General features: G+C 51.2%; 8 protein-coding genes. 7 read left to right on the plus strand and 1 reads right to left on the minus strand.

Translation table 11 applies throughout. The features are described 5' to 3' along the window. The first annotated feature begins 170 nt into the window (after nucleotides 1–170). The 4 genes from aceE to ACO0LG_RS20665 all read left to right on the plus strand — a co-directional run bounded on the left by aceE (nucleotide 171) and on the right by ACO0LG_RS20665 (nucleotide 9,534). Nucleotides 171–2,867 (plus strand): pyruvate dehydrogenase (acetyl-transferring), homodimeric type, encoded by a 2,697-nt coding sequence (gene aceE / locus ACO0LG_RS20650; protein WP_423029439.1) that lies wholly within the window; start codon nucleotides 171–173, stop codon nucleotides 2,865–2,867. A gap of 136 nt (nucleotides 2,868–3,003) precedes the next feature. Further along, the gene (gene aceF, locus ACO0LG_RS20655; protein ID WP_423029440.1) at nucleotides 3,004–4,332 is read left to right on the plus strand and encodes a dihydrolipoyllysine-residue acetyltransferase; all 1,329 of its coding nucleotides are present in this window, start codon (nucleotides 3,004–3,006) and stop codon (nucleotides 4,330–4,332) included. Between the two features lie 14 nt (nucleotides 4,333–4,346). Beyond that, complete coding sequence (gene lpdA / locus ACO0LG_RS20660; RefSeq protein WP_423029441.1) at nucleotides 4,347–6,461, plus strand: dihydrolipoyl dehydrogenase; 2,115 nt, start codon at nucleotides 4,347–4,349, stop codon at nucleotides 6,459–6,461. Nucleotides 6,462–6,651: 190 nt separating this feature from the next. Further along, a complete protein-coding gene (locus ACO0LG_RS20665; protein WP_423029442.1) occupies nucleotides 6,652–9,534 on the plus strand; it encodes a M16 family metallopeptidase in 2,883 nt (960 codons plus the stop codon). An 82-nt stretch (nucleotides 9,535–9,616) separates the two neighbouring features. Here the strand turns inward: ACO0LG_RS20665 and ACO0LG_RS20670 are convergent, their stop codons facing one another. Further along, on the minus strand, nucleotides 9,617–10,660 hold the full coding sequence (locus ACO0LG_RS20670; protein ID WP_423029443.1) for an SAM-dependent methyltransferase: 1,044 nt from the start codon (nucleotides 10,658–10,660) through the stop codon (nucleotides 9,617–9,619). 286 nt (nucleotides 10,661–10,946) lie between these two features. Between ACO0LG_RS20670 and ACO0LG_RS20675 the strand changes: the two genes are divergently transcribed. The 3 genes from ACO0LG_RS20675 (at nucleotide 10,947) to ACO0LG_RS20685 (ending at nucleotide 13,751) form a co-directional block, all read left to right on the plus strand. Further along, nucleotides 10,947–12,053, plus strand: coding sequence for an HD-GYP domain-containing protein (locus tag ACO0LG_RS20675; protein ID WP_423029444.1), 1,107 nt, complete (start codon nucleotides 10,947–10,949; stop codon nucleotides 12,051–12,053). 21 nt (nucleotides 12,054–12,074) lie between these two features. Beyond that, nucleotides 12,075–12,617, plus strand: a complete 543-nt coding sequence (locus tag ACO0LG_RS20680) for a GNAT family N-acetyltransferase (RefSeq protein ID WP_423029445.1) — start codon at nucleotides 12,075–12,077, stop codon at nucleotides 12,615–12,617. Between the two features lie 156 nt (nucleotides 12,618–12,773). After that, a complete protein-coding gene (locus tag ACO0LG_RS20685; RefSeq protein ID WP_423029446.1) occupies nucleotides 12,774–13,751 on the plus strand; it encodes a GGDEF domain-containing protein in 978 nt (325 codons plus the stop codon). Nucleotides 13,752–13,765: the final 14 nt, after the last annotated feature.

Here is a 13,765-nt window from a genome sequence, read left to right on the forward strand (position 1 = left end):
AAGATAAATTGCTGCGATGCGGCATAAATTTCACATTGTGAAATCATATATCGCTATTTGAAAAATTAAAAAGTCCTGTTAAAATACTTGCGAGAACAAAAAACTAGCCGTAATTTGTCGATTCGCCCCGCGCGTTTCACCCAAGCGCGCAATAACAGGAGACCCCTTCTATGTCACCCCAGATAGACCAGGTGCTGGCCCAGGCCGTAAATGATCCCGATGTAGTTGAAACAAATGAGTGGCTGGATGCGCTTGAAGCAGTCATAGAGGCCGAAGGCCCTGAACGTGCGCACTACCTGATGGAGCGTATGGTTGACCTGGCGCGTCGCCGCGGTGCCCATATCCCGTTTTCCAGCAATACTGCCTATGTGAATACCATTCCGGCTGACCAGGGCGAGCATTGCCCAGGCAACCTGGAAATCGAAGAGCGCCTGCGCTCTTACATGCGCTGGAACGCGATGGCCATGGTGGTCAAGGCCAACCGCGTTGATGGCGACCTTGGTGGTCACCTGTCCAGTTTTGCCTCGCTGGCAAATATGCTGGGCATAGGCTTTAATCATTTCTGGCATGCGCCGACGGAAGACCACGGTGGTGATCTGCTGTACATCCAGGGCCATTCTTCCCCAGGCATCTATGCACGCGCCTTTCTTGAGGGCCGTCTGACTGAAGACCAGTTGCTGCATTTCCGTCGCGAAGTCGATGGCAAGGGCCTGTCTTCTTACCCGCATCCAAAACTGATGCCTGACTTCTGGCAATTCCCTACCGTATCAATGGGCCTGGGCCCATTGATGGCGATCTATCAGGCGCGTTTCCTGAAGTATTTGCACGCACGCGGTATTGCTGATACAGAAAAACGTAAGGTCTGGGCCTTCTGTGGTGATGGTGAGATGGATGAACCAGAATCCATGGGCGCAATCGGCATGGCTGGTCGTGAACAACTGGATAATCTGGTGATTGTCGTCAACTGTAACCTGCAACGTCTGGATGGCCCGGTACGCGGCAATGGCAAGATCATCCAGGAACTGGAATCTGATTTCCGTGGCGCTGGCTGGAATGTCGTCAAAGTGATCTGGGGTAGCGGCTGGGATGAGTTGCTGGCGAAAGACAAGGACGGCATCCTGCAAAAAGTGATGATGGAAACCGTTGATGGCGAATATCAGAACTACAAAGCCAAGGATGGTGCCTATGTACGCGCCAACTTCTTTGGCAAGCATCCAAAACTGCTGGAAATGGTCAGCAAAATGTCGGATGACGACATCTGGCGCCTGACCCGTGGTGGTCATGACCCACACAAGATTTATGCTGCATTCAAAGTTGCCCAGGAAAACAAGGGCCAGCCTACTGTCATCCTGGCGAAGAGTATCAAAGGCTTTGGCTTTGGCAAATCCGGCGAAGCGCGCAACACCGCGCACAATACCAAGAAGCTTGATGACGAGGCTATTAAGGCCATGCGAGACCGCTTCCAGTTGCCGATTGCGGATTCTGAATTGCCAGCCATCCCATTCTTCAAACCGGCTGACGACACGCCAGAAATGCAATACCTGCATGCGCGCCGTAAAGAACTTGGTGGCTACCTGCCGCAACGCCGCCAAAAAGCCGACGAAGCTTTGGTGGTACCAGAACTGACAGCCTTCCAGGCAATGCTGGAACCAACGGCTGAAGGTCGTGAAATTTCCACCACTGCGGCTTATGTGCGTATCCTGACAGCCTTGCTGCGCGACGCCAGCCTGGGCCAGCGCGTGGTACCTATCATGGTCGATGAATCCCGTACCTTTGGTATGGAAGGTCTGTTCCGCCAGATCGGTATTTTTAGTCAGGTCGGTCAGTTGTATGAGCCGGTCGATAAAGACCAGGTCATGTACTACCGCGAAGACAAGGCTGGTCAGATTTTGCAAGAGGGTATCAATGAAGCCGGTGGTATGAGCTCATGGATCGCTGCGGCGACTTCGTACTCGACCAATAACCGCGTCATGATACCGTTCTATACGTATTACTCCATGTTCGGCCTGCAGCGTATTGGTGATCTGGCCTGGGCTGCTGGCGACATGCGTGCACGCGGCTTCCTGCTTGGCGGTACAGCTGGTCGCACGACACTGAATGGCGAAGGCTTGCAGCATGAAGATGGTCACAGCCATGTATTGGCATCCACTATTCCTAACTGTATTCCTTACGACCCGACCTTTGCGCATGAAGTGGCAGTCATCATGCATGATGGCCTGCGCCGCATGGTGACCGATCAGGAGGATGTGTTTTACTACATCACCCTGATGAATGAAAACTATAGCCACCCAGGTTTGAAAGCCGGTCAGGAAGAGGGCATCATCAAGGGGCTGTACCAGTTGCAAAAATCTGAACAAACCACCAAGCACCGCGTGCAGTTGATGGGCTCAGGCACTATTCTGCGTGAAGTGATTGCCGGTGCTGAATTGCTGCAAAATGACTGGGGTATTGCTGCCGATGTCTGGTCTGCACCATCCTTCACTTTGCTGGCCCGTGATGGTCAGGATGCTGAGCGCTGGAACATGCTGCACCCGACTGCAGAACCACGCGTGCCTTACATCGCTCAATGCCTGAAAGACACGACAGGCCCTATCGTCGTCGCAACCGACTATATGCGCACTTTTGCTGAACAGGTACGTGCCTTCATACCTAAAAACCGTAGCTACAAAGTGTTGGGTACAGATGGTTTTGGCCGTTCTGATTCCCGCGCCAAACTGCGTGAGTTCTTTGAAGTCAACCGTTACTTCGTGGTCATCGCTGCCTTGAAAACACTGGCTGATGAAGGCGCCTTGTCTGCATCCGTGGTGGCGCAGGCAATTGCCAAATACGGTATCAATGCAGATAAACCTAATCCGGTTACTGTGTAATTTTACGTCTGGCACCCACCAACATTTCTTGCCTCTTTCATTTTTAGGGTGAGGCAGGATGAGCGTGAAGACAGCGTAAAAACCTGGCTTCACCCCAACCGCCCTGTGATTGCGCAGGGCGACAATGGAGAAAACTATGAGTAGCGTAGAAGTCAAAGTACCGGATATTGGTGATTTCAAGGAAGTTGAAGTCATTGAGCTGATGGTCAAAGTCGGCGACACCATCAAGGTAGATCAGTCACTGATCACCGTAGAATCAGATAAAGCCAGCATGGAGATTCCATCCAGCCATGCCGGTGTGGTTACAGAAATTAAAGTCAAGGTCGGCGACAAGGTTGCTGAAGGTTCTTTGCTGGTCGTGGTGGATGCTGCAGCAAGTGCAGCAGCACCAGCGGCTGCTCCGGCAGCAACTCCTGCGCCAGTAGCTGCAACGCCAGCACCAGCGGCTCCTGTACCTGCCGCCCCCGCACTGGCACCGGCCCCGGCTCCAGTCGCAGCAGCTCCGGCTGCACCTGTAGCGACAGCCAGCGCAGGCAAAGCCCATGCCTCACCATCCATACGCAAATTTGCGCGTGAACTGGGTGTAGACCTGAGCCGCGTTGCCGGTTCTGGTCAAAAAGGCCGTATCACGCAAGAAGACGTACAAAACTTTGTCAAGGGCATCATGGCAGGCAGCACAGCTGTTGCTGCGGTTTCTGCTCCGGCAAAAAATGGCAGTGGCGTTGGCCTCGATGTATTGCCATGGCCATCGCTGGATTTCAGCAAGTTTGGTGCGACCACGACTTCACCTTTGTCACGTATCAAAAAACTCAGCGGCCCGAATTTGCACCGCAACTGGGTCATGATCCCGCATGTCACGCAATTTGATGAAGCGGATATCAGCGACCTCGAAGAATTCCGTAAGTCTTCGAATGAAGCCCTGGTCAAATCCGGCGTCAAACTGACGATGCTGGCTTTCGTCATCAAGGCCAGCGTTGCCGCACTCAAAAAATTCCCGGCATTTAATTCTTCGCTTGATGCGGCAGGTGAAAACCTGATCCTCAAGCAGTATTACAACGTCGGCTTTGCAGCAGATACGCCTAACGGCCTGGTGGTGCCTGTCGTTAAAAATGCAGATCAGAAGACATTGTCGCAAATCGCCGTTGAAATGGGCGAGTTGTCTGCCCAGGCACGCGATGGCAAGTTGAAACCTGCTGACATGCAGGGCGCAACCTTTACCATATCTTCACTCGGTGGCATCGGTGGCACGGCATTCACGCCTATCATTAATGCACCTGAAGTGGCGATCCTGGGCTTGTCCAAATCCAGTATCAAACCAGTCTGGGATGGCAAGCAATTCCAGCCGCGCCTGATGTTGCCTTTGTCGCTGTCGTATGACCACCGCGTCATTGACGGTGCCATGGCTGCCAAGTTCACCGCTTATCTGGCCGATGTACTGGCCGATCTGCGTAAAACCCTGCTGTGAACGGAGACCAGACTATGAGCACTATCGAAGTCAAAGTACCCGATATCGGTGATTTCAAGGAAGTTGAAGTCATAGAATTGCTGGTCAAGGTGGGTGACACCATCAAAGTCGATCAATCACTGGTGACAGTGGAGTCCGACAAGGCCAGTATGGAAATCCCATCCAGCCACGCCGGTGTCATCAAGGAATTGAAGGTCAAACTCGGTGACAAAATTGCTGAAGGCAGTTTGTTACTGGTGATTGAAACTGAGGGCGCTGCGGCAAGTGCAGCACCTGCGGCTCAGGCCGCTCCCGCAGTTGCGGCTGCTCCAACCCCGGCTCCCGCTGCCGCTGCCGCTCCTGTGGTTGCAGCACCAGCTGGGCCAGTTGGTATCATCGAAGTCAAAGTGCCTGATATTGGTGATTTCAAGGAAGTTGAAGTCATCGAAGTCATGGTCAAGGTTGGCGACAGCATCAAGGTAGATCAGTCCCTGATTACAGTCGAGTCTGACAAAGCCAGTATGGAAATTCCATCCAGCCATGCCGGTACTGTAAAAGAAATCAAGGTCAAGGTCGGTGACAAGGTTGCCGAAGGCAGCTTGTTGCTGTTGGTTGAGGCTGCAGGTCAGACAGCATCTGCTCCTGTCGCAGCTTCAGTTGCTGCGGCAACTGCACCAGCAGCGTCTGCCGTGGCCGCACCAATCGCTTCTGGTTATACTGGCAAGGTCGATGTTGAATGCGACATGATGGTATTGGGCGCTGGTCCTGGTGGTTATTCTGCAGCCTTCCGTTCTGCCGATCTGGGCATGAATACGGTGCTGGTCGAGCGTTATTCCACGCTAGGCGGTGTCTGCCTCAATGTGGGTTGCATTCCATCCAAGGCACTGCTGCACGTCGCTGCGGTGATCGATGAAACTGCATCGATGGCAGCGCATGGCGTGACCTTTGCCAAGCCAGAAATCGACATCGATAAACTGCGCGGCTACAAGGAAGGCGTCATCAAGAAAATGACGACTGGCCTGAATGGTATGGCAAAAGCCCGCAAGGTCAATGTAGTGCAGGGCGTGGGCCAGTTCCTGAGCCCTAACCATATTGAAGTCACCGCGGCAGATGGCAGCAAGAAAACCGTGCAGTTCAAGCAGGCGATTATTGCCGCTGGTTCTTCTGTCGTGAACCTGCCTTTTGTACCGGCTGACCCGCGTATCGTTGACAGTACAGGCGCACTGGAATTGCGCCAGATACCGAAGCGCATGCTGGTCATCGGCGGCGGCATCATTGGCCTGGAAATGGCGACCGTGTATTCCACCCTGGGCTCACGCATTGATGTTGTTGAAATGCTGGATGGCCTGATGCAGGGCGCAGACCGTGACATGGTCAAGGTCTGGCAAAAATTCAATGAAAAACGTTTTGACAACATCATGTTGAAAACCAAAACGGTTGCTGTTGAAGCTTTGCCTGAAGGTATCAAGGTCACGTTCGAAGCTGCCGAAGCTGGCGCAACTGCACCTGCACCACAAGTCTATGATCTGGTACTGGTGGCAGTAGGCCGTAGCCCCAACGGCAAGAAAATTGCTGCCGACAAAGCAGGCGTAGCGGTGACTGACCGTGGCTTCATCAATGTCGACAAACAAATGTGCACTAACGTGCCGCATATCTTTGCGATTGGTGATCTGGTTGGCCAACCCATGTTGGCACACAAAGCCGTGCATGAAGCCCACGTTGCAGCCGAAGCAGCATCCGGTGAAAAAGCCTACTTCGATGCCAGCGTGATTCCATCGGTTGCCTACACTGACCCTGAAGTCGCATGGGTAGGTATGACGGAAGATGAAGCCAAGGCCAAAGGTGTGAAGCTTGAAAAAGGTCATTTCCCATGGGCGGCGTCTGGCCGTGCCGTGGCGAATGGCCGTGACGAAGGCTTCACCAAATTGCTGTTCGATGCAGAAACCAAGCGCATCGTCGGTGGCGGCATCGTCGGCACGCATGCTGGTGACATGATAGGCGAGATCGCCCTGGCGATAGAGATGGGTGCTGATGCAGTCGATATCGGCAAGACCATCCATCCACATCCTACCTTGGGTGAGTCGATAGGTATGGCGGCAGAAGTGTATAAAGGCGTCTGTACAGACTTGCCACCGCAACGCAAGAAGTAAAACGTAATTCAGTAGTAGTATAAAACAAAGCCCGGATGCAGTTTCCTGTATCCGGGCTATGTTTTTTGTCCTTGAATTTGTCTTCAGAAGCTGTCTTCAAAATCTGAACTTGTTCTTGTATTTTCAGTCATAGACCAATAACATCGTTTATATTTTATAAATCTATAAATTTATTAACCTGGGGGATACAATGAAATTCTTTGCACCATGTGCTATGACGCTGGCCCTTGCCAGCATCGTCTATCCATCGCTTGCACAAAGCCAGGGCGCGGCTGCACCAGCGCCAGCACAAAAGCCCGCAGGCAGGGCACAGACAGGCAAGGACTTGCTGCCATTTCAGGCAACCGAGAAGCTCTTGCCCAATGGGTTGAAAATCATCATTGTGCCTACCGGCTTACCGAATCTGGTCTCCCTGCAAATACCAGTGCAGACTGGTTCACGCAATGAAGTCGAGCCCGGCAAATCCGGCTTTGCCCACTTCTTTGAGCACATGATGTTCCGCGGCACCAAGGAAATTCCGGCAGACAAATACAAGGACATCCTGACTGCCACAGGTGCACGGCAAAATGCCTATACCAGCGACGACCTGACCAATTACCACACGACCTTTTCCAAGGAAGACCTGGAAACCATCCTGAGGGTAGAGGCAGACCGCTTCCAGCATCTGTCGTATAGCGAAGATGACTTCAAGACAGAGTCTCGTGCGGTATTGGGTGAATACAATAAAAATAGCGCCAACCCCATCAGCAAGCTGTTTGAAGTCACGCGAGATACCGCCTTCCAGAAGCATACTTACAAGCACACCACCATGGGCTTCCTCAAGGATATTGAGGATATGCCCAATCAGTTTGCCTACTCCAAGACTTTCTTTGACCGCTGGTACAGGCCTGAATATACTACGCTCATTGTCGCAGGTGATGTCGATCCCAAGGCGACCATTGCCCTGATAGAAAAGTACTGGGGCAAGTGGCAGCGTGGCAAGGTGCAAGCACCTGTACCTGTAGAACCGGCGGCGAACGGCCCGTTCTATAAACATGTGCCCTGGCCAAGTGCGACCCTGCCTTATGTGACAGTGTCCTTCCATGCTCCAGCCTTCTCGGTCACTAACAAAGAACACGCTGCCTTGCGCATGCTGTTGTCGCTTTCTTTTGGTGCGACTTCTGATCTTTACAAGCGCTTGCAGCAGGATGAACAAAAAGTTGACCAGCTGTTTGATTACACGCCAGACAATGTAGATCCGGGCCTGGCGACCATTGCTGCGCGTGTCAAAAAGCCGGAAGATGCAGTTTATGTCAGGGATGCGATATTGAAAAAAGTCGCTGCACTATCGCAAGCGCCTTTGTCAGACAAGGAGTTGGAAGATGCCAAGTCCGCGCTCAAATATGGCGTGATACGCAGCCTCGACAATACTGACCAGATCGCTGGTACTTTGGCACGCTTTGTTCACTATAAACGCTCCTATGCCACTATCAACCAGTTCTATCAAGTCATCGACAGTCTGACACCTGCCGACTTGCAAGCCGCTGCTAAAAAATACCTGGTCGATGAAGGCATGATAGTCAGCACGCTCTCCAGTAATGCCTTGCCTCCTAACATTGCAACGCTGCCAAAATTGGCCAGTTTCACGGAAAAGCCTGACTATAGTAAATACAATGTGCTGGTACAGGCATCCAGGTTGCCGCAGATACGCTTCAAGCTGGTATTCAATGCAGGTTCTGCACAAGACCCGGTAGGCAAAGAGGGCCTGGCGCGCATGACTGCAGCAATGATAGAGGGTGCCGGCTCCAAAGACCGCAAGATAGATGAAGTCAAGAAAGCCCTGTTCCCCATGGCGGCCAGCTTCTCTGCCCAGACTGACAAAGAAATGACCAGCTTCACCGGTTCAGTGCACAAGGATAAATGGCCAGACTATATGCGCATCGCCATGCCGCAATTGCTGGAGCCAGGCTTCCGTGAAGAAGACTTTCGCCGTATCAAGGATGAGCAAAAGAATGCACTCTTGCTCGACCTGAAAGACAATAATGAAGAAGAGTTCGCCAAAGAGCGCCTGCAAACCAAGGTCTTTGCCGGTTCTGCCTATGCCCATCCGGTATTGGGTACGCTGAAGGGTATAGAAGCCATCACCCTGGATGATGTCAAACAATTCTGGAAACAGGCATACACCAGCGGTGCACTCAATGTCGGTATCTCCGGCGACGTCAATGATGAGATGGTCAATACTCTAAAGCAGGTTGTCGCCAAACTGCCAGCTGGCAATGGCCTTCCTGCGATTGCTGCGCCAGTTGGCAAGGCTACGCAAGGTCTGGATGTGGAGATCATAGAAAAAAATACCAGGGCAACGGCAATATCCCTGGGTTTGCCTATCACGGTCACGCGCGCCCATCCTGACTTTGTATCGCTATGGGTAGCCAAGACCTGGCTGGGTGAACACAGGGCCAGTTCATCCCACCTGTATCAGCGCATCCGTGAAATACGTGGCATGAACTATGGTGATTACGCGTATATTGAAGCCTTCCCTGGTGGCATGTTCCAGTTCTTCCCGACTGCCAACCGGGCCCGCCAATCGCAGTTGTTTGAAATCTGGATACGCCCCGTCGCACCTGAAAATGCACACATGGCCTTGCGCGTGGCAATTACTGAACTCGATAAAATGCTCAAGCAAGGCTTGAGCAAAGAACAGTTCGAGATGACTCGTGCCTACCTCATGAAGAATGTTTTCATGATGACGGCCACCCAGGATCAGCAACTCGGTTATGCACTCGATGCGCAATGGCATCACACGCCAGAGTTCACCAAGATGATGCGCGATAAACTGGCCACGCTCACTGCAGAAGAAGTCAATGCCGCTATCAAGAAGCATCTGAATGCTGAAAACCTGTCCGTCGTTGTGATTGCCAAGGATGCTGCTGATTTGAAAGAGAAACTGGTCGCAGATGCGTTCTCACCTATCAAGTACAATTCCGACAAACCCAAGGAATTGCTGGACGAAGACCAGGTCATCGGCAAGCGTAAGCTGAATATCAAGGCTGAGGCTGTCAGCATTACGCCAGCGAGCAAGGTGTTTGCTGACTAAACTTGATTAGTCCTTTGTAATTAAAAAGCCCTGCAATCAATGATGATTACAGGGCTTTTTAACAGGCGGGTATTGTTAAGAACTAAGCTGCTTTTTGCACGATCAAACCTATCGATGTCACTACGTATTTTTCGATTTGCAAACGCAAATGCGTGTCTTGTATGTAGGGTGCCATATCGACATGGCCATCTGCAAAGCCATCACCCTCATCCCAGTCTATTCCTATATGGTGGCCTTGTGATTGCAGGGTCGTGATGATGTCTTCGATATCGCGTTTGCGGAATAAGACAGTCGAGCCAGCGGCTACCGTATCTTCATTCGATGACATATTGAATTCTGTCGTGTGCACTGCAATGCCACCGGGCTTCAGGCAATGCATGGCATTGTAGACAAATTGCTTGCCATGTTCGATGGAACCCAGATGTTCAAAGGCGCAGGATGACCACAGGAAATCGAATTTGCCATGCAGCTCTTCACTGATATTGTTCATATCTGCAAATTTGAATTCGACCAGCCTGCGCAATTCTTTTTCATCACAGAGATTACGCTGGTTGATAGCTTCAAAACCATTTGCGTGTTGAGTGGAATCGACCCAGCCCTTGGCTTGTGCTTCTTCAGTGAACAAATCCGTGGCGATGATGCTGGCACCATGTGCTGCGAAGATGGCAGTCAAGGGTTCAGTACCGACAGCAAATCCCAGGCCAAGCTGGCCTTCTTGCAGCATGCCGCGTTCTTTCAAGGCCTGGGTGATAAAAGCCCATTCCCAGATTTTTCTGTGCATATGACCAGGCCTGTCACCCATGCGCACAGTCCAGTATTGAAAAACTTCGGTGCGCATCATCTGCTCTGTGCACATGGATGATTTCAACAACTCTGTGCGGACAGGTGGTGGTGATTGCACGTAATCATGAGCGGGCTTGAAACCATCTTGCCAGGCACGTACAGGTATCAGTGGATCTTCCACCTCTACATGTACCGGTATGAGGGGCTCTACCTGAACCACGGGAGGAACGGGTGTTGGCGTCACAAATTGCTGGCGAATTCTAGCTGCCAGGCCAGATTGTCGGAACTCAACCGGTAGTACGCGCCAGACTGGTAACACTAGTTTCAAAATGCTGGATTTCATGAGGTAAATCTTGACCTGAATTAAGTAATGTACATTTATTCTACATTTGGCACGATTATAGTGCCCACTGTCATTTTCTCTATAATAGCAATTGATTTGCCAGTCTGACTATTAAATTTTTCAATTGACACAGTAATCACTAAATAAGGATACATGCGCTCACAAGAGATGCTGAATCGCGAATTGAAAAAGAGTTCGCAAAATAATTCCTGCCCGTCATATAAGAACGCTGCTTTGAACTATAATTTTTAGTAATATTGACCTACGACAATCAGGAAAGCCCAAGATGAATACAGCCAGCAGTGTTGATAGTTTCACTTGTCCTGAATTTCTGTCCATGGAGCGCAGCATCATCGATGACTTTATCGATTGCACCCGTGAAGCTTGCGAAGAAGCAGAGGCTTGCGTCAAAGAGTTGGATAATCAGGGCGGGACGGCTTATGTACACCGACTGTTCCGTGCCATGCATTCCCTCAAGGGCAATTGCCAGATGGTGGGGTTGATCCCCTTTGTCGAATTATTGCACAGGCTGGAAGAAATCGTCGCCAGGGTCAGGGCAGAGCAGGACCCTTATTTTCGTGAGCTGGGTGAGTTCTTGCTGTTGGCCATTGATGAAGTCGAGGATTTGCTCAATGACCTGATCGCCAACGGGCACACCAGCGATGTCAGGCGCAAGAAACTGTATGAACTATGCGATGCCTTGCAAAAAACCGTTGGTGGCGGTTTGCAGGCCCAGCAATTCAAGGACGCGATTGCAGCACTGGATGGCAAAGTCGCCAATAAGGAAAACGTCGTCAAGGCTCCGAGGGTGTTGCTGGAATTATCAGATGACATGGCGATGATGTACAAGTTTGCCCAGCAAATCGATAACCTCAGCATCTATAGAAAAAACCGCAGTGAACAAGCGGCACAATTGACCGAAGCACTGAATGAGGCCCTGGGTTTGCCAGTCAATGCGCAGCAATTGAAGGCGGCCTCACTGATGCATGATATCGGTATGGGATTTATCCCGCATAGCATCTTCAATAAGGAAGCCGGTTTATCCAGGGAGGAGTTGAAAATCGTGCAGGAGCATGTAGTGACGGCCAGCCAGATTCTTTTGCGCTTCGGCGGCTGGGATGACGCTGCACGCATCGTACTGGATCATCATGAACGCTACGATGGCTCAGGCTACCCGAACGGTTTGAAGGCAGAACACATACATCCTGGCGCAAGGATACTGGCGATAGTCGATACTTTTTGTTCGGTTACCAATGAACGCTCTGACCGCAGCTACAAACGTAGTTTGCTGAGTGCCATTTCCGAAATCAATGCCAATATTGAAAGCCAGTTCGATCCCGCCATGGTAGAGATGTTCAATGATGTAGTGCGCAAACTGATTGCCAGGCAATGATATTTGAGCAAACCATACAGTATGCAGATAAGTAAAGTACCTGAAATTTCTCACAAGGATGTAGGCCTGCGCAGTATTCGCCGCAGTGATGCAGCAGATTGGTATGACTATCTCAAAAATCCGGACGTGATCAGGCATACCAGCTGGAACCTCAGTGCGGTAGAGGATCTGTTGCCGCAGTTCGATGCATATGAGGGCGATACACCTGATACGCCCATTCGTCTCGCCATCGTCACCAGGGCAGAAGACAGACTGGTAGGCACCGTCGGCTTTCATACTATCTCCGGCATTAACCGCAGTGCAGAACTTGCCTATGATCTTGCATCAAAATACTGGGGCAAGGGTGTCATGCAAGCTGCGGCAATGGCACTGTGTCAATGGGGCTTCCGGCAGGCTGGCTATAACCGCATCCAGGCGACTGTGCTGGAAACCAATTCCCCTTCCATACAACTGCTGGAGCGCATGGGCTTTGAACGCGAAGGCTATTTGCGGGCTTTTCGCATGGTGCGAGATACCCCTGGTAATTTCTGGATGTATGCATGTTTACATCCTGATATTGCCTGATATTGCTGGCAGATAAACAAATCTTTACACCGAATTAACAAGACTGTTTTTTTCATGCAAAGCCTGTTGCATAGTGTTGGACATATGCTTGTCGCTTGAGTTAGGCTGGTAGTGAACAGGTCCCTGCCTTGCAGGGGCAACAGCCGGGAAAACAACATGTTGTTAAAACGCTCAAAAGAAGAAGTCGTCTTGCTCATGCTTTGCGGCCTGAGCATACCGAGCATTCTCCCTTTCGGCATAGTGCGTCTTTTCCAGGGCAATTTTTTGATGGCGACAGTCGATCTGCTGATCGTACTGGGCATGTTGTGCATCATTGTTTTTGTCTGGCGCACGCGCAAGGTACGCCTGGCGGGTATTGCCGTAACGGTGTTTTACTCCATGGGCATGCTGGCCGCCGTGTATGTCAAGGGCGTGCCTATTGCCTATTGGGTGTATCCCACCATGATCGCTGCCTTCTTTATACTCAGGGCGAAAGAAGCGCTGATCATCAATAGCGTTTCATTGATCGTGCTGGTCGTGATCTTGCGCAATGCCATGCTGTTGCTGGATTTGTCCAGCCTGGTTGTTACGCTGGTGTTGATCAATCTGTTTTCTTATATTTTTTCTGACCGCACCAGCCTCCAGCATTTTGAATTGAACCAGCAGGCAGAAAAAGACTTTTTAACCGGTGCTGGCAACCGCCGTGCGTTTGACAAGCAGCTACAGACTATCTGCGCCAAGGATGAAGTGCATACCGATGTTTGCATCCTGATACTTGATCTTGACCACTTCAAAAAAATCAATGACCAGTTTGGCCACATGGTGGGTGACCAGGTCCTGATACAGTTTTGCGCATTGCTGCGTTCACGCATACGCACGGCAGACTGCTTTTTCCGCTATGGTGGCGAAGAATTTGTCGTGATTGCCATGGGGGCCGACGATATTGCCGCAGCCAGGTTTGCCGAGGAATTGCGCACTCTGGTAGAAAAGGCACAATTGCTGCGTGATTATCCGGTTACCGTTTCCATAGGCGTGGCAAAGAAAATCGTAGGAGAAGATGGCCTGGCATGGTTCCAGCGTGCTGATACCATGCTTTATGAAGCAAAACTGGCCGGGCGTAATGCGGTGCGCGTGGCTGCCAATGACAGCGTTTGAACTACAAGCTCAAG

Origin of the sequence: Undibacterium sp. Ji42W, assembly GCF_049340405.1 — a bacterium.
Classification (GTDB): domain Bacteria; phylum Pseudomonadota; class Gammaproteobacteria; order Burkholderiales; family Burkholderiaceae_D; genus Undibacterium.

Coding starts and splice junctions, on each gene's coding strand:
- aceE (WP_423029439.1), top strand. CDS start 171: ATGTCACCCCAGATAGACCAGGTGCTGGCCCAGGCCGTAAATGATCCC.
- aceF (WP_423029440.1), top strand. CDS start 3,004: ATGAGTAGCGTAGAAGTCAAAGTACCGGATATTGGTGATTTCAAGGAA.
- lpdA (WP_423029441.1), top strand. CDS start 4,347: ATGAGCACTATCGAAGTCAAAGTACCCGATATCGGTGATTTCAAGGAA.
- ACO0LG_RS20665 (WP_423029442.1), top strand. CDS start 6,652: ATGAAATTCTTTGCACCATGTGCTATGACGCTGGCCCTTGCCAGCATC.
- ACO0LG_RS20670 (WP_423029443.1), bottom strand. CDS start 10,660: ATGAAATCCAGCATTTTGAAACTAGTGTTACCAGTCTGGCGCGTACTA.
- ACO0LG_RS20675 (WP_423029444.1), top strand. CDS start 10,947: ATGAATACAGCCAGCAGTGTTGATAGTTTCACTTGTCCTGAATTTCTG.
- ACO0LG_RS20680 (WP_423029445.1), top strand. CDS start 12,075: ATGCAGATAAGTAAAGTACCTGAAATTTCTCACAAGGATGTAGGCCTG.
- ACO0LG_RS20685 (WP_423029446.1), top strand. CDS start 12,774: ATGTTGTTAAAACGCTCAAAAGAAGAAGTCGTCTTGCTCATGCTTTGC.